The sequence below is a fragment of the Heliomarina baculiformis genome, assembly GCF_019966545.1.
In the GTDB taxonomy this organism is placed as follows: domain Bacteria; phylum Pseudomonadota; class Alphaproteobacteria; order Rhodobacterales; family Rhodobacteraceae; genus Heliomarina; species Heliomarina baculiformis.
The window spans coordinates 360,025-379,755 of record NZ_JAIMIC010000005.1; the positions used below are offsets into that span (position 1 = coordinate 360,025).

16 protein-coding genes are annotated in these 19,731 nt (G+C 61.6%); 10 read left to right on the plus strand and 6 right to left on the minus strand.

Annotated elements, in window-relative coordinates:
- Nucleotides 1-194 precede the first annotated feature (194 nt).
- Nucleotides 195-2,279 (plus strand): dipeptide ABC transporter ATP-binding protein, encoded by a 2,085-nt coding sequence (locus tag MF268_RS13825; RefSeq protein WP_238371447.1) that lies wholly within the window; start codon nucleotides 195-197, stop codon nucleotides 2,277-2,279.
- Between the two features lie 64 nt (nucleotides 2,280-2,343).
- On the opposite strand, the gene MF268_RS13830 is transcribed toward MF268_RS13825, so the two are convergent.
- Together MF268_RS13830 and MF268_RS13835 are read right to left on the minus strand one after the other, a co-directional pair.
- Nucleotides 2,344-2,865, minus strand: a complete 522-nt coding sequence (locus MF268_RS13830) for a hypothetical protein (protein WP_238371448.1) — start codon at nucleotides 2,863-2,865, stop codon at nucleotides 2,344-2,346.
- 168 nt (nucleotides 2,866-3,033) lie between these two features.
- Complete coding sequence (locus MF268_RS13835; RefSeq protein ID WP_238371553.1) at nucleotides 3,034-3,615, minus strand: lytic transglycosylase domain-containing protein; 582 nt, start codon at nucleotides 3,613-3,615, stop codon at nucleotides 3,034-3,036.
- A 228-nt stretch (nucleotides 3,616-3,843) separates the two neighbouring features.
- Between MF268_RS13835 and MF268_RS13840 the strand changes: the two genes are divergently transcribed.
- Nucleotides 3,844-4,356, plus strand: coding sequence for a single-stranded DNA-binding protein (locus tag MF268_RS13840; RefSeq protein WP_238371449.1), 513 nt, complete (start codon nucleotides 3,844-3,846; stop codon nucleotides 4,354-4,356).
- Between the two features lie 131 nt (nucleotides 4,357-4,487).
- Nucleotides 4,488-4,892, plus strand: a complete 405-nt coding sequence (locus tag MF268_RS13845) for a DoxX family protein (protein ID WP_238371450.1) — start codon at nucleotides 4,488-4,490, stop codon at nucleotides 4,890-4,892.
- 39 nt (nucleotides 4,893-4,931) lie between these two features.
- Here the strand turns inward: MF268_RS13845 and aroB are convergent, their stop codons facing one another.
- Both aroB and MF268_RS13855 read right to left on the minus strand, forming a co-directional pair.
- On the minus strand, nucleotides 4,932-6,056 hold the full coding sequence (gene aroB / locus MF268_RS13850; RefSeq protein ID WP_238371554.1) for a 3-dehydroquinate synthase: 1,125 nt from the start codon (nucleotides 6,054-6,056) through the stop codon (nucleotides 4,932-4,934).
- Nucleotides 6,056-6,646, minus strand: a complete 591-nt coding sequence (locus MF268_RS13855) for a shikimate kinase (RefSeq protein WP_238371451.1) — start codon at nucleotides 6,644-6,646, stop codon at nucleotides 6,056-6,058. Before MF268_RS13855 ends, aroB begins: the two co-directional genes overlap by 1 nt.
- 78 nt (nucleotides 6,647-6,724) lie before the next feature.
- Between MF268_RS13855 and MF268_RS13860 the strand changes: the two genes are divergently transcribed.
- The 5 genes from MF268_RS13860 to MF268_RS13880 all read left to right on the plus strand — a co-directional run bounded on the left by MF268_RS13860 (nucleotide 6,725) and on the right by MF268_RS13880 (nucleotide 12,467).
- The gene (locus MF268_RS13860; protein WP_238371452.1) at nucleotides 6,725-6,874 is read left to right on the plus strand and encodes a hypothetical protein; all 150 of its coding nucleotides are present in this window, start codon (nucleotides 6,725-6,727) and stop codon (nucleotides 6,872-6,874) included.
- Nucleotides 6,864-8,414 (plus strand): hypothetical protein, encoded by a 1,551-nt coding sequence (locus MF268_RS13865; protein ID WP_238371453.1) that lies wholly within the window; start codon nucleotides 6,864-6,866, stop codon nucleotides 8,412-8,414. Before MF268_RS13860 ends, MF268_RS13865 begins: the two co-directional genes overlap by 11 nt.
- Before the next feature lies 1 nt (nucleotide 8,415).
- Complete coding sequence (locus MF268_RS13870; RefSeq protein WP_238371454.1) at nucleotides 8,416-9,366, plus strand: site-specific tyrosine recombinase XerD; 951 nt, start codon at nucleotides 8,416-8,418, stop codon at nucleotides 9,364-9,366.
- Nucleotides 9,367-9,466: 100 nt separating this feature from the next.
- Complete coding sequence (locus MF268_RS13875) at nucleotides 9,467-10,774, plus strand: HlyC/CorC family transporter (RefSeq protein WP_238371455.1); 1,308 nt, start codon at nucleotides 9,467-9,469, stop codon at nucleotides 10,772-10,774.
- A gap of 61 nt (nucleotides 10,775-10,835) precedes the next feature.
- Nucleotides 10,836-12,467 (plus strand): acyl-CoA dehydrogenase family protein, encoded by a 1,632-nt coding sequence (locus MF268_RS13880; protein ID WP_238371456.1) that lies wholly within the window; start codon nucleotides 10,836-10,838, stop codon nucleotides 12,465-12,467.
- Between the two features lie 57 nt (nucleotides 12,468-12,524).
- On the opposite strand, the gene MF268_RS13885 is transcribed toward MF268_RS13880, so the two are convergent.
- Nucleotides 12,525-14,945, minus strand: a complete 2,421-nt coding sequence (locus tag MF268_RS13885; RefSeq protein ID WP_238371555.1) for a GcvT family protein — start codon at nucleotides 14,943-14,945, stop codon at nucleotides 12,525-12,527.
- Between the two features lie 248 nt (nucleotides 14,946-15,193).
- Between MF268_RS13885 and MF268_RS13890 the strand changes: the two genes are divergently transcribed.
- Nucleotides 15,194-17,611: a GcvT family protein gene (locus MF268_RS13890; RefSeq protein ID WP_238371457.1), complete on the plus strand. Its 2,418-nt coding sequence runs from the start codon at nucleotides 15,194-15,196 to the stop codon at nucleotides 17,609-17,611.
- A 40-nt stretch (nucleotides 17,612-17,651) separates the two neighbouring features.
- Nucleotides 17,652-18,263: a nucleotidyltransferase family protein gene (locus tag MF268_RS13895; RefSeq protein ID WP_238371458.1), complete on the plus strand. Its 612-nt coding sequence runs from the start codon at nucleotides 17,652-17,654 to the stop codon at nucleotides 18,261-18,263.
- Here the strand turns inward: MF268_RS13895 and MF268_RS13900 are convergent.
- Nucleotides 18,260-19,564 (minus strand): Hint domain-containing protein, encoded by a 1,305-nt coding sequence (locus MF268_RS13900; RefSeq protein WP_238371459.1) that lies wholly within the window; start codon nucleotides 19,562-19,564, stop codon nucleotides 18,260-18,262. The two genes, MF268_RS13895 and MF268_RS13900, sit on opposite strands and share 4 nt — an antisense overlap.
- Between the last annotated feature and the right edge of the window lie 167 nt (nucleotides 19,565-19,731).

Consider the following 19,731-nt stretch of genomic DNA (forward strand, 5'->3'; position numbering starts at 1 on the left):
CCCGGCGTGGCGCCCCGGGCGAGGTCGGAATTTGAGTATTTGGGGCAAGAGGAAAAGGGAATGTTTCTGCTCGCTCCGCCCCCTTTGCATTCGGCCGCGGGTGGTTCGCACCGGTGGCGGCCGGGTGCCAGACAACAAAAGGAATGCGCCGCAAGGCGCGCCGCTTGATAACAGCCTCCAACAGGGAGACGAACATGGCAAAATGGGACTATGACGGCCCGATCCTTGAAATCGACAAGCTGTCGATTTCCTTTTTCACGCGGCTGCGGGAGATTCCGGCGGTCATGGATTTCTCGGTCTCGGTACAGCCCGGCGAAGCCGTCGGGCTTGTCGGTGAATCGGGGTGCGGCAAGTCCACCGTGGCACTGGGGGTCATGCAGGATCTTGGCGTCAACGGCCGGATTGTCGGCGGATCGATCAAGTTCAAGGGGCGCGACCTTGGCGAGATGAGCGCGGAAGAGTTGCGCGACATCCGGGGCAGCGAGATCGCGATGATCTATCAGGAGCCGATGGCCTCGCTGAACCCGGCGATGCGGATCGGCAAGCAGTTGATGGAAGTGCCGATGATCCATCAGGGCCTGTCTCAGAAAGAGGCCTATGCACGGGCGTTGCAGGTGGTGACCGATGTCAAACTACCCGACCCCGAGCGGATCCTGAACAGTTTCCCGCATCAGCTTTCCGGCGGCCAGCAGCAGCGTATCGTGATCGCCATGGCGCTGATGAGCGAGCCTGCGCTGTTGATCCTCGATGAGCCGACCACAGCGCTCGATGTGACGGTCGAGGCGGCCATCGTCGAGCTGGTCAAGGATCTCGGGCGCAAATACGGGACGTCGATGCTGTTCATCAGCCATAACCTCGGGCTGGTGCTTGAGACCTGTGACCGGATCTGCGTGATGTATTCCGGCGAAGCGGTTGAGCGCGGCTCGATCCATGACGTTTTCGACGAGATGCAGCATCCCTATACGCAGGCGCTGTTCCGCTCGATCCCGCTGCCGGGTGCGGACAAGAACGCGCGGCCGCTGGTCGCCATTCCGGGCAACTTCCCCCTTCCCCATGAACGGCCCAAGGGCTGCAACTTTGGGCCGCGATGCGATTATTTCCAGGCCGGGCGCTGCGATGCCAGACCGATCCCGATGGAATCGGTGCCCGGGAATGACCGGCATCACACGCGCTGCCTGCGTTTTCAGGAGATCGACTGGCAGGCCCCGATTGCCGATTCCATCGTCAAGGAGAAGGGCAACGTCGGGGATGTGATCCTGAAGATGGACGATCTTCGGAAATATTACGAGGTCGCCGCCAACGCGCTGTTCGGCGGCGGCGAGCGCAAAGTCGTCAAGGCCAATGAAACCCTGTCTTTCGAAGCGCGGGAATCCGAGACGCTGGCCATCGTCGGGGAATCCGGCTGTGGCAAGTCGACCTTTGCCAAGGTGCTGATGGGGCTTGAAACAGCCACCGACGGACAGATCATCTTTGACAATCGTAATATCGAATCGGTGCCCATCGAAAAGCGGGACACCAAGACGATCTCGGACATCCAGATGGTGTTCCAGAACCCTTTCGACACGCTGAATCCGTCGATGAAGGTCGGCCGCCAGATTATCCGTGCGCTGGAAGTCTTTGGCATCGGCAAGAACGAGTCTGAGCGCCGGGAGCGGATGCTGAGCCTGCTCGACCTTGTCAAACTGCCGCGCGAGTTTGCTGACCGGATGCCGCGGCAGCTGTCCGGCGGGCAGAAGCAACGGGTCGGGATCGCCCGGGCCTTTTCCGGCGGCGCGCGGATTGTCGTAGCGGATGAGCCGGTATCGGCGCTGGACGTATCGGTCCAGGCGGCGGTGACGGATCTGCTGATGGAAATCCAGCGCGAAGAGAAGACGACGCTTCTGTTCATTTCGCATGACCTTTCTATCGTGCGCTATCTCAGCGACCGGGTCATGGTCATGTATCTGGGGCATGTGGTGGAGCTGGGCACCACCGAGCAGGTGTTCTCGCCGCCCTATCACCCCTATACCGAGGCGCTGTTGTCGGCGGTGCCGATTGCCGACACCTCAGTCACCAAAAAGCACATCGTGCTCGAGGGGGATATTCCTTCGGCGATGAACCCGCCGCCGGGATGTCCGTTCCAGACCCGGTGCCGCTGGAAGTCGGAGGTGCCCGGCAACCTTTGCGAAACCGAGGTGCCACCGATGAAATTCCGCGACGGAAATCACCAGATCAAATGCCACCTGAGCGAAGAACAATTGGCCGGAATGGAGCCGGTAATCCAGATCGCAGCCGAATAGCGGCAAAGAAAAACCCCGCAGCGTGAAAACGCTGCGGGGCGGATCGTCGTGAAGACGGAAAGTCTTATTTGGAAAGCGAATTCGGGATGTCTTCGGGCAGAACGTCGACAACGGCGTTCGCATAGCCTTCGATCATCGCTTTATAAAAATCTTCGGTGCTGGGGGCCACTGCCACGTAGCCTTCCGGAACGGTTCCGTCCGGGTCCATCGCAATGATATTGACCGGATAGCTTTCGGTGCCGGCATCGGCCTGCGGGCTGGTGATGCTCACGACACCATCCATCTGGTTGAATTCGCGGCTTTCGGGCAGCGTCATGCTGTCGCCCATGCGGACTTCCTGCAGGTTCACTTCGACAACGTAACCGGCCTCCTCGGTGGTCATCGCGATCTTGTCAGCGATCGAGGTCATCAGGTCGGTTGCCAGCGTCGGGAAGTATTCCTGAGCGTTGGAATCCTTCAGTGCCGTGTATTCGGAATTGACGGTCAGTTCCTTGACGACACCATCTTGCGACTGCGCCCAGCCGGCGCCTGCGACAATTGCTGCTACGGCACTTGCGGCCATCGTACGGACAAACATGGATTTCATTTTTACTCTCCTTTTACACTCGCCAACCACAGGCCCGGATAGGTGTCCCGGCAGGCGCTATGAGCTTTCAACACCGCTCGATGTAAAAAGGTTCCGTTTCAGATCAGATAGTTTGCAGCTGTCAACGGCGCAGGCGGGGCCCGGCAGATAGTTGCTGGACCGGAGCTGTCAGCTTCCCCAGATGACCCGCACGTAGTTCCGGGTTTCCTTATAGGGCGGCACACCACCATGTTTGACGACCGCTTCGGGGCCCGCGTTATAGGCAGCAAGTGCCAGCGGCCACGACCCGAATTTGCGGTATTGCCGCGCAAGGTAACGCGCCCCGCCTTCGAGGTTCTGTTTCGGATCTGTCGGGTCGACCCCCAGCAGACGCGCGGTCTGCGGCATCAGCTGGGCAAGACCCAGCGCGCCCTTGTGGGAAACAGCTGCCGGGTTCCAGCCCGATTCCTGCTGCACCAGGCGTGCAAAAAGATCCTCGGGCACATTGTGCAACCGTGCCGCGGCCTTGGCCATCACGAGGAATTCGCCGCGGTATTTGCCAGCATAGGCGCCGCTGCCGTTCTTGCTTGGCGTATAGATCGACGGCGGCTGGAGCCTGACCGAATTCTTGTACTGCTGGGCTGCGCGATTATCGAGAACCGCAAGCTGGGATTTGAGCAGTTTCCTCTGGCTGCGCGTCGATACAGAATCCGCAAGCGCCGCGTCGGCACAAAGAGAAATGACGAAAGCACCGACAGCAAGCTGCCCCATACGCTTGATAACCATGTACAAATAGTCCCGCAGAAAGAACGATTCCCCGGCGGTACTATAAGCAGATCACACTGAATTTCCAGAACTGAAACCTTTCGGCCCTGACAGGCAGCGTCATTTCGCGTCCTGCATTCTGGTTTAATCCTTGCAATGACACGTATAGTCTCGGACAGAACCCATCCCGGGAATCAATCCGGACAGCATTCAAACACATATACGGGGAGCACCATGGCAGGCTCGGTCAACAAGGTCATTCTTATCGGAAATCTGGGGCGCGACCCCGAAGTGCGCACCTTTCAGAATGGCGGCAAGGTCTGCAACCTGCGCATCGCCACCTCTGAGAACTGGAAAGACCGCAACACCGGCGAGCGCCGCGAGAAGACCGAATGGCATTCGGTCGCGATCTTCAACGAAGGGCTTGTCCGCGTGGCCGAGCAGTATCTGCGCAAGGGCTCAAAGGTCTATATCGAAGGCCAGCTTCAGACCCGCAAATGGCAGGACCAGTCCGGTCAGGACCGCTATTCAACCGAGGTCGTGCTTCAGGGCTTCGGCTCGACGCTGACCATGCTCGACGGCCGCGACGGCGCTTCGGGCGGCGGCGGCGGTGGTGGCGGCTATGGCGGCGGCTACGATCAGGGTGGCGGCTATGACAGCGGCCCGCAGGACGACCGCTTTGGCGGCGGTCAGGGCGGCGGCAGCGGCCCCTCCTCACGCGATATGGATGACGAGATCCCGTTCTGATAAGAACGACTTACCCGTGACGGAAACCTGTGTGCAAAACTGCACACAGGGAGTTGAGACGTAAGGAATATTTTTTGCGCGCCAACTCGGTATGTCATCAGGCAAATCGATATCTTGCCCAAGGAACACCTATGTCCAAGACACTCACCAATTACGCGCCGGTCATGCTCAGCGTTGTCCGTATCGTTGCCGCGCTCATCTTCATGGCGCATGGCACCCAGAAAATTCTCGGCTTCCCCGCCTCTGACATGAACCCGCCGATCTTCACGATGTTCGGAATTGCCGGTCTGCTTGAACTGGTGGGCGGCGCCCTGCTCGTCATCGGCCTGTTCACCCGTCCGGTGGCCTTTGTTATGTCGGGTCTGATGGCATGCGCCTATTTCATCGCCCACGCGCCGCAAAGCTTTTTCCCGGCGCTGAACGGCGGCGACGCGGCGATCCTCTACTGCTTCTTCTTCCTGTACCTTGTCTTTTCCGGTCCCGGACCGATCAGCGTTGACGCGCTGCGCAGCCGTCCGAATGGCGTGACCGCCTGATCAAAGGGTAAAAAGACGAAATCAGAAAAGCGCGGCAGATCAGTTCTGCCGCGCTTTTTCTTTCAAGGCCGCTTGCAAGACATCCGCAAGCGCATCGCGCGGCACATCCGAGGTCACAAAGGCCTGACCGATGCCACGCGCGAGGATAAAGCGCAGCTTGCCATCCAGCACCTTCTTGTCCTGTGCCATCAGATCGATCAGCGCATCCGCATCCGGCAGATCCCCGGGAATATCGGCCAGATCGGTCTTCATTCCCATGCGCTTGAGGTGTTCGCGCACGCGGCTTGGTTCTTCCTGACTGCACAGGCCAAGACGCGCCGAAAGCTCAAAGGCAAGCGCGCAGCCAATCGCCACGCCCTCGCCGTGCAACAACCGGTTGCTGTAGCCCGTCGCCGCCTCGAGCGCATGGCAGAAGGTATGTCCGAGGTTGAGCAGCGCCCGGTCGCCCTGCTCTGTTTCGTCCCGGGATACGATATCGGCTTTCATCTGGACCGACTTGGCCACCGCCGCGATGCGGGCCGCCATGTCACCCGATTTCAGCGCGGGACCGTTTTCATCGAGCCAGTCGAAGAACGCCGCATCGCCCAGCAGCCCGTATTTCACCACCTCGCCATAGCCGGCGAGGAAGTCGCGCTCGGCCAGTGTCGCAAGCAAATCTGTATCCGCCAGCACCAGCGCGGGCTGATGAAAGGCACCGATCAGGTTCTTGCCCTGACGGACGTTGATCCCGGTTTTCCCACCGACCGAACTGTCGACCTGCGCCAAAAGCGAGGTCGGGATCTGCACGAACCGCACGCCCCGGCGCAGCACCGCCGCGGCAAACCCGACCAGATCGCCGATCACCCCGCCACCAAGCGCCACCACGATGTCGCGGCGCTCAACTTTCTGATCAAGCAGCCAGTCGCAGGTCCGGGTCAGGCTTTCCCAGCTTTTGGTCGCTTCGCCTGCGGGGAGTGTCATCGCTTCCATCGCGATGCCCGACGCAGCCAATCCGGTGCGCAAGGTCTCAAGATGCAGCGCGGCAACGGTTTCATCACTGACGACAACCAGGCGCGGCCGGGGCAACAGCGGAGAAATAAGCTCTCCCGCGCGGCCCATGAGGCCGGGGCCGATAATCACGTCATAGCTGCGCTCGCCCAGCGAGACATGGACCTTTTCCTGCATCATTCGCTCTCCAGCACGTCCGGACGGGTGGCAAGCGCCTCCAGCACGCGGTCAACCATCTGCTCGATCGAGGCATGCCCGTCGGACGGCACGGCCAGATCGGCTTTTTCGTAAAACTGACGGCGCTGATCGAACAGGGACTGCAAGGTGGCGCGCGGATTCTCGGTGCGCAGCAAGGGGCGCGAATCGCGGTGCCGGACCCGCTGCCAGAGCACGTCGCAACTTGCATCCAGCCAAACCGACGCGCCTTTTTCCGAAATCAACCGGCGATTCTCCTCGGAGAGGAACGCGCCGCCGCCTGTTGAAAGCACGCCACGCTCTTCGACCAGTAGCCGGGCGATCACCTGGCTTTCCTTGCGCCGGAAAAACGCCTCGCCGTCACGGCTGAAAATCTCTGGCACCGTCATGTTGGCGGCGGCCTCTATTTCCGCATCACTATCAAGAAAAGGCACGCCCAGACGCTCGGCAAGCGCGCGGCCCACAGCGGTTTTGCCCGCGCCCATCATGCCCACCATCACAACGGTCTTTTTCAGCCTCTTCGCCTTGCGGGGCCTGTCTTTTTTGTTCGATCTTTGCTCAATTTCGCTCATTCTTCAGTGAATGACGTGATCTTGTCGAAAAGGCCATATATAACTTGTGCAAGACAACGAGCAGTAAGTGAGGTCACGATGGGCAGGCTCATCAAATTTGTAGTATATCTCCTGTGCTTGGCGTTCATAGCCGTGGTCGGGTATGCTTATCTCGGGCCGTGGTTCGGGTCGGATTTCTCGGCCCCGCAGCAAGAGATACGCAAACCGGTGGAACTGGATGCCGACTAGACACGGGATCGCCCTTTCCATTGCCATGATCGCCCTGCCCGCCTGCCTTGGCGCGCAAGAGCCGCTGACCGCAATCGACTGGCTTGGCCGCAACGCCCCGCAGATCCGATCAGGTCCGACACTGGGGGCGCAGACGCTGCGGGAACCGCCGGTGACCCAGACGGCGCTGCGGCCTGAAATCGCGGTCGAAACCCTGCAACCTCAGGCCCAGCCGATGGGCCTCGTGCCCTCCGATGTTACCGGCCTGCCGGTCAACCTGTGGGAAGGCAGCGAATTGCCGACGCTGCGCTACTTGATCGATACCGTGCCGGTGGATGGCAACCCGGCGATGCAGACCCTGCTCTATACGCTGCTTCTGTCCGAAACCCGAGCGCCGGGCGGAGATGAAGCACAGGACCTGCTGATGCGGGCGCGGCTTGACCGGCTAATGTCGCTTGGCGCGACCGATCCGCTCGAATCCCTTGCCGAAAGCGCCGGTGCGGCGCAGAACGCGGCGCTGTTCCAGCGCTGGTTCGATGCGACGCTGCTGAACGGCAGCGAGGACAAGGCCTGTGCGGCGCTGGCGTTGGATTCAAGGCTGACGCGCGATTACCGCGCCCGGATATTCTGCCTTGCCCGACAAGGCGACTGGCAGACCGCCGCGCTGATCCTCGAAGCTGCCCATGCGATACAGGCGATGCCGCAGGCAGAGCTGGACCTGATGGACCGCTTTCTGTCGCCGGAAATTTACGACGGCGCGCCGCACCTGCCCATGCCCGACCATCCAGACCCGCTGACCTTCCGCCTGTTCGAGGCGATTGGCGAACGGCTTCCAACCGCGTCGCTGCCGCGCGCCTTTGCCAATGCCGACCTTCGAGATGTCTCGGGTTGGAAGGCCCAGATCGAAGCCGCCGAAAGGCTGACACGTATTGGCGCGTTGCAACCCAACCGTTTGCTTGGCCTATACACCGAGCGTCGCGCCGCCGCCTCGGGCGGGGTCTGGGACCGGGTGACCGCCCTGCGCCGGTTCGAAACCGCGCTTGAACAGAACAGCATGGACGCGGTGACCAAGACGCTGCCGCCGGTCTGGACCGCCATGCAGGAAGTCGGGCTTGAGGTTGCCTTTGCCGAACTGTTTGCACCGCAGATAAGTGGTCTGGACTTTACGGATGCGCGTGCCGCGCAGATCGCGTGGCGCATGGGGCTTTTGTCGTCGGATTACGAATCCGTCGCCAATTCGGTGAGCGCTGAAACCGACACCGATGCGTTTCTCGTGGCCCTGACACGAGGCACGCCCGGCGATGTTGCAGCGCCGAACCAGATGACACAGGCGATATCGGACGGGTTCAGCAATGCGGTGGAGCTGCCCGGCCGTATCCAGAACGCTCTGGATCGCGGGGCGCTTGGCGAAACCATCCTGCTGGCCATCGAACATTTCGATCGTGGCGCGACGGGCAATCCCAACGACCTTGCCGCCGCCATCGCCACGTTGCGCCGCGTTGGGCTTGAAGACACCGCGCGCCGGGCGTCGCTGCAACTCCTGCTGCTGGGACACGGGTAGAATGTCGGCCCCCTCCAGTTCCTTTCAATGGATTTCGACTTTTCTTGAGGCACAGGCCGCCGAGCTTGGGGCTGCCACGAACACCCAGCTCGCCTATGGGCGCGACCTGCGTGATTTCGTGGACTGGCTTGAGCGCAAGAACAGCGACCTTGCCGGGGCCGACCGCGAGATGATCGAGTCCTATCTTGTCTGGTGCGACGCGCAAGGACTGGCCAAATCGACGCGGGCGCGACGGCTTTCCGCGATCAAGCAGGTCTTTCGCTTTGCCTTCGAGGAAGGCTGGCGCGGCGACAACCCGGCGATCCAGATCAAGGGCCCTGGGCGCGAGAACCGCCTGCCCAAAACGCTCGACGTGCCAGAGGTCGATCGGCTGCTTGACGCGGCGCGCAGCGCCGGGCGCACTCCCTCGGAGCGGCTGCGCAATACCTGCCTGATGGAATTGCTCTATGCCACCGGCATGCGGGTAAGCGAACTGGTCGGCTTGCCGGTCAGCGCCGCGCGGGGCGATCCGCGCATGCTGCTGGTGCTTGGCAAGGGCGGCAAGGAACGCATGGTCCCCCTATCCCCCCCGGCCCGTACCGCATTGGCCGAATGGCTGGTCGCACGCGACGAAGAGGAAGACTCTCGCAGCCGCAACGGCCATGCCGCGTCGCGTTTCCTGTTCCCCTCGCACGGAAAATCCGGCCACCTGACCCGGCACCGGTTCTACCTGCTGATCAAGGAAATCGCCGTCGCCGCAGGGGTCTCTCCGGCCAAGGTCACGCCGCATACGCTGCGTCATGCTTTTGCCACGCACCTGCTGGCCAACGGCGCCGATCTGCGCTCGATCCAGACACTTCTGGGCCATGCAGACCTTGCCACAACAGAAATCTACACACATGTGCTGGACGAACGCCTGTCGGAACTGGTTCACGAACACCACCCGCTTTCGAAACCTGACCGGAACGGCTAGGAATAGCGCGAACAACCTCGCATGATCCGACCGGCAAAGCATGGCAGCAGACCCGCCGCCAAATGACACCTGAAACAACGAAGTTAAGAAAGCCCCTTTGATGGAACTGTCCGAAACCGCGCTGGACAACGCATTCTGGATAACTGGTGCCGCAATTTTGCTGCTGCTTGTTCTCTCTGCCTTTTTTTCCGGTTCCGAAACCGCCCTGACCGCCGCCTCGCGTGGCAAACTGCGCGCGCAGGCCGACAAGGGCTCGAAAGGCGCGGAAAAGGCGCTGGTCATTACCGAGGATAACGAGCGCCTGATCGGATCCGTCCTGCTGGGCAACAACCTCGTCAATATCCTTGCAACCTCGCTGGCGACTTCGCTCTTTACCCGTGCCTTCGGCGACAGCGGCGTGGCACTGGCGACGCTGATCATGACCGTGCTGGTGCTGGTCTTTGCCGAGGTGTTGCCCAAGACCTACGCGATCATCTATTCTGAATCCGCCGCTGCCACTGTCGCCCCGGTCATCAGCATCGTGGTGCGAGTCCTGTCGCCCATCGTCTCGGCCGTCCGGCTTTTTGTACGCGGCGTGTTGCGTCTCTTTGGTGTGCGGGTCGATCCCGACAGCCAGATCCTTGCCGTGCGTGAGGAAATCGCAGGCGCACTCAACCTCGGCCATTCCGAAGGCGTCGTCGAAAAAGAGGACCGCGACCGGATTCTCGGCGCGCTCGACCTTGGCGACCGCGCGGTCGAAGAGATCATGCTCCACCGCTCGGGCATCGAGATGATCGATGCGGACAACCCGCCTTCGGATATCCTCCAGCAATGTCTCGACAGCCCCCACACCCGGCTCCCCGTCTTTCGGCAGGATCAGGAGAACATCATCGGCGTGGTCCACGCCAAGGATCTGCTGCGCGCCATGTACAAGGCCGTCAGCGGCCCTGACAGCGACCCCGACGCGCTCAAACGCTTTCGGATCACCGATGTGGCCATGCCACCCTATTTCATCCCCGAAACCACGACGCTGGACGACCAGATGCGCCAGTTTCTTCGCATGAGGACGCATTTCGCGCTGGTGGTGGATGAATATGGCTCGCTTCAGGGGCTGATCACCCTCGAGGACATCCTCGAGGAAATCGTCGGCGAGATCACCGACGAATTCGACCCCGATGCCGATCACCCGCTCAAGGCCAATGAAGACGGGCATTACGTGGTCGAAGGCGCGATGACGATCCGCGACCTGAACCGCGCCACTGACTGGACCCTCCCCGACGAAGAGGCCAATACCGTCGCCGGTCTGGTGATCCACGAGGCGCAGATGATCCCGACCGTGGGGCAGGTTTTCTCCTTCCACGGCTTCCGCTTCGAAGTGATGGAGCGTGACGGCAACCGGGTGACGAAACTGCGTATCCGACCGCTCTGACGCGACGATCCGCTTTGCCAGCCCCCCTGCCCGCGCTAGCATCCCGGGCAAGGAGGACACCATGACATATTCCGAGCCGCGCAGCACGCTGAGTACCCACGAGGTCCAGAACCAGCCTTCCCCCCGGGGCGATGTCGATCTCTGGACCAGCGACCTCCCCTTGCGCGAGGCAATCGCCCATTACGGCGCACGCACACCGCCGCTGGCCGCCTATGGCGCTGCGCTCGGCACGGATGAAATGCGCCGCGCCGCCCGCGACGCCAACCGTCATCCCCCCGAGCTGGTGCAATTCGATGCCGGAGGCCGCCGCATCGACGAGGTCCATTTCCACCCCGCCTATCATCGGTTCCTGACCCTCAGTCAAAGTGCCGGCTATGCCGCCTGCGCCTGGGAGGGTAAACCCGGCGGTCACCTCACTCATGCCGCGATGGTCTATCTCGCCAGCCAGGTCGAACCGGGCCATTGCTGCCCCTTGACGATGACCTATGCCGCCACCCCGGCCCTCGCCGCCTCGGAAAACCTTGCGGCCGAATGGCGAGCGAAACTGACCGCCCGCGCCTATGACCCATCGCAACAACCCGTCAGCGCGAAAACAAGCGCGACGCTTGGCATGGCGATGACCGAGAAACAGGGCGGATCGGATGTCCGATCCAATACCACGCAGGCCCGGCAGGATGGCGATCACTGGCGGCTGACGGGCCACAAGTGGTTCTGCTCCGCGCCGATGTCCGACGGGTTCCTGACGCTCGCTCAAACGCCGGACGGCCTGACCTGCTTTCTCGTCCCCCGCTGGCTTGAAGGCGAACGCAATGCGATCAACATCCAGCGCCTCAAGGACAAGCTGGGCAACAAGTCCAACGCCTCCTCGGAAATCGAATTCACCGACACGCTCGCCTACCAGCTGGGCGAGACTGGCAAGGGCGTGCGCACTATCATCGAAATGGTGCACCATACCCGGCTCGACACCGCCATGGCTCCCGCAGGCCTGATGCGCGGTGCGCTCGCCGAGGCCCATCACTGGGCCATCCACCGCAGCGCCTTCCAGCGTCGTCTTATCGACCAGCCGCTGATGCGCACGGTACTGGCCGATCTCGCCCTCGATGTCGAAGGCACGCTCGCGCTCGGCCTGCGCACCGCCCATGCTTTCGACGGGACCACTCCTGAAGACCGCGCCTTTGCCCGTATCGCGGTCGCGCTTGCCAAGTTCCTCGGCAACAAGCGCTGCCCGCAGGTCACCTACGAGGCGATGGAGGCGCTGGGCGGCATGGGCTATGTCGAAGACACGCCCCTGCCCCTCTACTACCGCGAGGCCCCGCTCAACGGCATCTGGGAAGGTTCCGGCAACGTGATCTGTCTCGACATCCTGCGCAGCCTCGACCGCGACCCGCTCGCCCGCGACGTGATGATCGCTGAACTGCGGGGCGCAACCGGTCAGAACAGTCAATACGACAAGGCCCTGAAAACCTACACTTCCCGCTGGGCCTCCCACCCCGAGGAATCCACCGCCCGCTGGTTCGCCGAGGATACCGCCCAGATGCTCGCCGCCGCGACGCTGATCCGAACCGCCCCCGCCGCGATCTCGGATGCCTATGTTGCCACCCGGCTCGACCGCGACCGCGGCCAGATCACCGGCGCCCTGCCCGGCATCGACCACAAAGCCGTCCTGAACCGGCTATCCCCTTCTTTGGGTTAAAAATATCCCGGGGGTGAATTGGCCCGAACGGGCCAAGAGGGGGCTGGCCCCCTTCCCTCAGGCCCGCAGGCGAAGTCCATCGGGATCGAAAGGCGGCTGTTCCAGCACCGTTGCGCGATGCGGCTGGCCCAGCACCATCACCTCGACCTGCTCACCGGGCTTCGGATCGCGCAGGCTGGCAAGCGCCAGGGACCTGTTTACCCCGTAGCCATAGCCGCCCGAGCTGACCCGCCCGATCCCGACGCCCGCGCGAAATACCGGTTCTCCGCCGGTGGCGTCGGCCCCTGACGCCGCAACATCCGCCTCATCCAGCGCAAGGATCACGAGGCTCTCGCGCGTGGGCATGTCGATCACCTCGACCAGAGCGGCGCGATTCAGAAAATCCTTGTCCATCTTACACAACCGCGACAGCCCGACCTCCTGCGGCCAGTACTCGGGGCTGTACTCGCGTCCCCAGGACCCATAGCCCTTTTCCAGCCGAAGGCTCATCAGCGCACGTGCCCCGACCGGCCCGGCCCCGAGGCCGCGCCCCGCTTCAAGCAGCGCCTCGTAGAGCCTCACCTGATCGCTTTCGGCGCAATGCAGCTCCCACCCGAGATCGCCGGTAAAGGACACCCGCAGGGCTACGCAATCGACCCCGGCCAGCGTGATCCGCGCCGAGCGCATGAACGGGAAATCCGCCGTTGCAAGCGATTGGTTGGTCAACCCTTGCAACAGATCCCGCGACAGGGGACCGGCCACATTGAAACCGCAGACCGCCTCGGTCAGGCTCTCGAACACCGTGCCCTCGGGCAGCGGCACCTGCTTGAAAAAGCGCTGGTGAAACCGTTCCGCCATGCCCGAGCCGATCACCCAGAACTCCTCCGCGCCCAGCCGGGTCACGGTGAAATCCCCGGCGATTCCGCCGCGCTTGCCGATCAGCGGCGCAAGGCAGGACCGACCGACCTCGCGCGGCATATTGTTGGCAAACACCGCGTTCAGCCACACCTCGGCCCCCGGGCCCTTGCAGCGATACTTGGCAAAGTTCGAGATATCGATGATCCCCGCCTTTTCCCGCAACATCCGCGCCTCGGCGCCAACCGGTTCCCACCAGTTCTGACGCTTGAACCCTGCGGTTTCCGTCACGCCCGGTTCAGAGGCGAACCATTGCGGGTGTTCCCAGCCGTAGTTCAGGCCGAATACCGCCCCCATCTGTTTTTGCATGTCGTAAACGGGGCGGGTGCGTACAGGCCGACCGGCCGGGCGTTCCTCGTTCGGGAAATGGATCGCGAAACGGGTGGTGTAGACCTCTTGCACCTTTGCCTTTGTAAATGCCTTGTCCGCCCAAGAACCAAAGCGCGCGATGTCCCATGGGAAAAGATCATATTGCATCTCTCCCTCGATCATCCATTGCGCCGCCATCAGTCCCATGCCGCCGGACTGGGAGAAGCCCGGGATAATCCCGTTGCAGCAGAAATAATTGCTCAACTCAGGCACCGGACCAAAAAGCACGTTGGAATCCGGCGACCATATCATCGGGCCGTTGATGACCCGCTTGATCCCCGCCGTGCCCGCCACCGGAACACGGTCGATCGCGCGCATCACGTTCGGCTCGATACGTTCGAGATCGTCGGGGAACAGGTCGTGGCCGAAATCCTGCGGCGTGCCGTCTTCGGCCCAGAACCGCATGTCCTTTTCATAGGCGCCGATGAGCAGCCCGTCGCCCTCGTGCCGCAGATAGTATTCGCCGTCGCGATCCGCGACCGAAGGCAAGAGCCGCCCCATCGCCGCGATCTCGGGGATGCGTTCCGTCACGAAATACTGATGCTCGGTCGGTTGCAAAGGCAGGGTCAGACCCGCCAGTGCAGCAACTTCGCGCCCCCAGAGTCCGGCGGCATTCACCACCCATTGCGTGTGGATATCGCCCTTGGTCGTGCGCACGATCCAGCTTCCGTCCGGTTGCTGTTCGGTCGAGGTGACAGGCGTGTGGCGGTGGATTTCCGCACCGCGCTGGCGCGCCCCGGCCGCATAGGCCATTGTCACGCCCGACGGGTCGACCTTGCCTGCTTCGGGTTCCAGCATGATACAGCGGATGCCGTTGAAATCGACCAGCGGGTGCAGGCGCTCGGCCTCGTCCCGCGAAATCTCGGCGAAATCGAACCCGTAGTTCTTGGCCTTGGCCGCTTGAAGCCTCAGCTGATGTTCCCGTGCCTCGGTCTGCGCGAGGTACAGATACCCCGAGCGGTACACCCCACAGCCCTGCCCGGTTTCGCGCTCAAGTTCCTCGTAGAGGTTCATGGTGTAATACTGCAGCCGCGAGATATTGGTGTTGTCGTGCAGACCGTGAATATTCGCCGCCGCGTGCCATGTGGACCCCGATGTCAGCTCGTCCCGTTCCAAGAGGACAACATCAGTCCATCCAAGCTTGGCGAGATGATACAGAATGGAGCATCCGATCACGCCGCCCCCGATAACTACTGCCTGTGCGTGGGTCTTCATCATGCTGCCCTCATTGCCGGTTTGCGCCCAACATGAGGCGCTGAGTTACGGAACATATGCCATTTAGCGACTTTGCCCGTCGCTGTGAGACAAGGCAGCACGAAAATTAGCGCCCTTTCTGACAGGATCTTTGTAGGGCTCTTCTTGCCCATTGAAAATTCAAAGACGACGGATTTTGTCGCAAAGTGACTAGCGGTTCACCAGCCCCGTCGCGAGTTTAAGCCCAAAGAAAGAATGAGGCGTAGACCATGAAAACCACCACCCGAGTTGTCGTGATCGGCGGCGGCGTTGTCGGCTGTTCCGTGTTGTACCACCTGACCAAACTCGGATGGTCCGATGTGATGCTGCTGGAACGCTCCGATCTGACCTCGGGGTCCACATGGCACGCGGCGGGCGGGTTTCACACGCTGAACGGCGACACCAACATGGCGGCGCTTCAAGGCTATACAATCCGTCTTTACAAGGAGCTTGAAGAGATCACCGGCATGTCCTGCGGGCTGCACCATGTGGGCGGGATCACCTTGGCCGACAACCGTGACCGCTTCGATATGTTGCTGGCCGAACGGGCCAAGCACCGGTTTATGGGGCTTGAGACGGAAATCGTCACCCCAGAAGAAATCAAGAAGATCGCGCCCATCACCAATACCGATGGCATCCTCGGCGCGCTGTATGATCCGCTTGACGGGCACCTTGATCCTTCGGGCACCACCCATGCCTATGCCAAGGCCGCGCGGATGGGGGGCGCGACGATCGAAACCCATTGCATGGTGAATGAGACCAACCAGCGCCCCGATGGAACATGGGACGTGGTGACCGACAAGGGCACGATCCACGCGGAGCACGTGGTCAACGCAGGCGGGCTCTGGGCGCGCGAAGTGGGTGCGATGGCAGGGGTTTACCTGCCGCTGCACCCGATGGAGCACCAGTATCTCGTCACCGAGGAAATCCCTCAGATCGCAGAGATGATCGATGCCGGCGGCGAACATCCCCATGTGATGGACCCGGCGGGTGAAAGCTATCTGCGTCAGGAGGGTCGCGGCCTTTGCATCGGGTTCTACGAGCAGCCCTGCCGCCCCTGGGCTGTGGACGGAACACCGTGGAATTTCGGGCATGAGTTGCTGCCGGACGATTTTGACAAGATCGAGGATTCCATCGCCTTCGCCTATAAGCGCTTTCCGGTGCTGGAAACCGCCGGAGTCAAATCGGTTATCCACGGTCCGTTCACCTTTGCCCCTGATGGCAACCCGCTGGTCGGGCCGGTGCCGGGCCTGCAAAATTACTGGTCGGCCTGCGGCGTCATGGCCGGGTTCAGCCAAGGCGGCGGTGTCGGCCTGATGCTTGCCCAGTGGATGATCGAGGGCGAATGCGAGCGCGATACCTTTGCGATGGACGTGGCCCGCTTTGGCGACTGGATCAGCCCCGGCTATACACGGCCCAAGGTGATCGAGAACTACCAGAAACGGTTCTCGGTATCTTATCCGAACGAGGAATTGCCTGCCGCACGGCCCAACCGGACTACGCCGATGTATGACATCTTTACCGAAATGGGCGCGGTCTGGGGCCAGCAATTCGGACTGGAAGTGGTGAACTATTTCGCGCAAGGCACTGAACCTACTTATGAAACGCCCTCATTCCGCCGCTCGGACGCCTTTGAAGCCACGGCCCGCGAAGTCATGGGCGTGCGCAACGGTGTCGGCATCAACGAGGTCCACAACTTTGGCAAATACCTCGTCACCGGATCGGGCGCGCGGAACTGGCTGAACCGCATCATGGCGGGCCGTATTCCGCAGCCGGGAAGGATCAGCCTGACCCCGATGCTGTCGCCCAAGGGCCGGCTGATCGGCGATTTCACTGTCTCTTGCCTCGCCGAGGACCGGTTCCAGCTGACGGCCTCTTATGGCGCGCAGGCCTATCATTTCCGATGGTTCAAGCAGCATAAGGTCGATGGCGTAACCGTCGAGAATATCTCGGATAAACGGAACGGTTTCCAGATCGCCGGTCCCAAGGCGCGGGATGTGCTGGCGGCCTGCACACGGGCCGATATTTCTGACTTCAAGTTCCTTGACGTGCGCCCGATGACAATTGGCATGACCGAATGTCTGGTGCAGCGCGTAAGCTATACCGGCGACCTCGGCTATGAGATCTATTGCAATCCGATGGCGCAGCGGCAGCTTTGGACGACGCTATGGAACGAAGGTCAGAAACACGGCATGGTGCCCTTTGGGATGCGGGCGATGATGTCGCTGCGGCTCGACAAGTTCTTTGGGTCGTGGCTCAGCGAGTTTTCCCCGGATTATACGGCCGCCGAGACTGGGTTGGATCGCTTTATCTCCTTCAAAAAAGATACTGATTTTATTGGTAGAAAGCCAGCAGAGGAAGAACGTGAGAATGGCGCGGCCCGTCAGCTTGCCGCCTTTGAGGTCGAGGCCGAGGATGCCGATGTGCAGGGCTATGAACCGATCTGGCTGGATGGTTCGGTTCAGGGCTTCTGCACCTCGGGCGGGTATTCGCATTTCGCGGGCAAATCCATCGCACTCGGGTTCCTGCCGACGGAGCGGATTGCCGAAGGGCTGGCGGTGGAAATCGAGATCCTTGGCCAGATGCGCCCTGCGAACCTGATCACCACCCCGCTTTTCGATGCGGACGGGGCAAGGATGCGCGGCTGAGGGGCTGGACCGTCATATACGGGGCGCTTACACCCGAGCCATGAAACCCGATCTGCCGATCATCCTACTTGCTGCCGGGGCCGCTGCGCGGATGCGCGGGCGCGACAAGCTGCTTGAACTTGTCGATGGTGTGAGCCTGCTGCGGCGGCAAGCAGAGATGGCGCGGCGGGTAACGACGGGGCCTGTTCTGGTCACCCTGCCACCGCCGCCCCATGCCAGGTATGCGGAATTGGAGGGAGTGGACGTGACAAAGATCATCGTCCCAAATCCTGAAGAAGGAATGAACGCTTCGATACGTGCGGGGTTTGCAGCACTACCCGACGGGACGGAAAGGGCAATGGTCTTGTTGGCTGATCTGCCGGAGCTGACCGAGGGCGACCTTAACGACGTCGTACAGGCTGCTGTTTCAAATAGAAAATTCAGGATTACTCGTGGCATGACCGACGACGGAAAACAGGGTCATCCCATCATCTTCGCTGCCCCGCTGTTCCACGAACTGACCCGCCTGACGGGGGACAGCGGCGGGCGTGAAGTCGTTGCGCAGAACGCGGATTCAATCAACCTTGTGCCCTTGCCGGGTCAGCATGCGAGGCGCGATCTTGATACGCCCGAGGACTGGGCCGCGTGGCGCCGCGAGAACCCGGACCGTTAGGCGCAGGCGCGGAGCAGTTCCGCCTCGTGGCGTTTCAGTGAAAAACGTGCAGCGCGGTAGTCATCGAGACCGGCAACGGTTGCAAGCTCGGGGAACAACGCTTCGATCTCGTTCTGCTGATCGCGACCCATCGCCGACATGGTGCGGCTGGCGGGCTGGAAACTTTCGCTCCACACCCCGTCAGAGCGGATGATTTCGTGGTTGTCGAACATCAGGTGGACATAGGTGAGCGCGCCCGGGTTCCGGCGAGATACACCCGGTGCACCGACAAGGTGCTTGGAGGGCACCAGCACCTCATCCTCGCCGAACATCAGCTGTGCCTCGCCGGATTCGACCAGCATCCGGTGGTTGGGGCTGACCATCATGTCGCGCTCGGGACAGTTGGGGCCAAAAGCATCCTTGCGGATCATCACCGGCGCGAAGGAGGGCGCGGTCCGAAGCTCGGCCACGCCGAGCTGACGCTGACCGATCCAGCGCAGCGGTTGCGGACCGTTATCGCGGGTATAGACGAGATCGCCGGGCACGAGGGTTTCGACCGGACGCAGACCCCGCGTGGTTGAAATCAGGCTGCCGGGCGTGAAACAGACGACCTCGGTCTGGAAATTCTCGATATCCTCGTAGTTGATATTGGCCCACTGGTCGCCGCGCTGCAGGGTGATCTGGCCGTTATAGCCATCCATCCCGTTGCTTTCCGGATTTTGCACCCAGCCGGTAATGTTCCAACCGTCTTCGATCAGGTTGGAGATATCGAGCGTATCGTTGTCGTCGCCGCCAGAGCCGCCCTTGACTGTTGTATTGAAATTCGTCGTCGTTTCACCAAAAGAAATGATGATGGTATCGCCATCGTCGCCGCCGTCGAGCACGTCATTGTCGCCACCGCCATAGATGACGTCATACCCGAGGCCGCCGTAGACCTGATCATTTCCGTCGCCCGCGTAGATGACGTCATCTCCGGCACCGCCATCGATCGTGTCGTCGCCATTCTCACCATAAAGCGTATCGTTACCGTCGCCGCCGTAGATCTTGTCCTTGCCCGACCCTCCGTAAATACCATCATCGCCGCCTTCGCCGTGAAGGGTGTCATCACCGGATTGGCCATAGATCGCATCGCCGCCTTCGCCGCCATAGACCGTATCATTTCCGGCCCCCCCAAACACTGCGTCGGCCCCGCCATTGCCGTGAATGGTGTCGTCGCCCGCCTCTCCGTGCAGAGAGTCGCCGGCATTGCCGCCGGTGATCGTATCATTGCCGGCAGTGCCCTGCTTGAGCTGGGGTGTGTCGTCTTCCGGATTGCTGCTCATCGTTACTTAGCCGTTATCGTTTCAGGTACCACGATGCCTGACGCTCGCGGCCGTTGTTTCGTTCGCTTTTCGCCATTCTGGCAGCGATCATCCGATGTGACGGTGATCGGGGTGAAGCCGCGGAGAGGTAACAGACAAAGGTAAATTTGCCTTTTCTTGCCGTCCTC

Coding starts and splice junctions, on each gene's coding strand:
- MF268_RS13825 (WP_238371447.1), top strand. CDS start 195: ATGGCAAAATGGGACTATGACGGCCCGATCCTTGAAATCGACAAGCTG.
- MF268_RS13830 (WP_238371448.1), bottom strand. CDS start 2,865: ATGAAATCCATGTTTGTCCGTACGATGGCCGCAAGTGCCGTAGCAGCA.
- MF268_RS13835 (WP_238371553.1), bottom strand. CDS start 3,615: ATGGGGCAGCTTGCTGTCGGTGCTTTCGTCATTTCTCTTTGTGCCGAC.
- MF268_RS13840 (WP_238371449.1), top strand. CDS start 3,844: ATGGCAGGCTCGGTCAACAAGGTCATTCTTATCGGAAATCTGGGGCGC.
- MF268_RS13845 (WP_238371450.1), top strand. CDS start 4,488: ATGTCCAAGACACTCACCAATTACGCGCCGGTCATGCTCAGCGTTGTC.
- aroB (WP_238371554.1), bottom strand. CDS start 6,056: ATGCAGGAAAAGGTCCATGTCTCGCTGGGCGAGCGCAGCTATGACGTG.
- MF268_RS13855 (WP_238371451.1), bottom strand. CDS start 6,646: ATGAGCGAAATTGAGCAAAGATCGAACAAAAAAGACAGGCCCCGCAAG.
- MF268_RS13860 (WP_238371452.1), top strand. CDS start 6,725: ATGGGCAGGCTCATCAAATTTGTAGTATATCTCCTGTGCTTGGCGTTC.
- MF268_RS13865 (WP_238371453.1), top strand. CDS start 6,864: ATGCCGACTAGACACGGGATCGCCCTTTCCATTGCCATGATCGCCCTG.
- MF268_RS13870 (WP_238371454.1), top strand. CDS start 8,416: ATGTCGGCCCCCTCCAGTTCCTTTCAATGGATTTCGACTTTTCTTGAG.
- MF268_RS13875 (WP_238371455.1), top strand. CDS start 9,467: ATGGAACTGTCCGAAACCGCGCTGGACAACGCATTCTGGATAACTGGT.
- MF268_RS13880 (WP_238371456.1), top strand. CDS start 10,836: ATGACATATTCCGAGCCGCGCAGCACGCTGAGTACCCACGAGGTCCAG.
- MF268_RS13885 (WP_238371555.1), bottom strand. CDS start 14,945: ATGAAGACCCACGCACAGGCAGTAGTTATCGGGGGCGGCGTGATCGGA.
- MF268_RS13890 (WP_238371457.1), top strand. CDS start 15,194: ATGAAAACCACCACCCGAGTTGTCGTGATCGGCGGCGGCGTTGTCGGC.
- MF268_RS13895 (WP_238371458.1), top strand. CDS start 17,652: ATGAAACCCGATCTGCCGATCATCCTACTTGCTGCCGGGGCCGCTGCG.
- MF268_RS13900 (WP_238371459.1), bottom strand. CDS start 19,564: ATGAGCAGCAATCCGGAAGACGACACACCCCAGCTCAAGCAGGGCACT.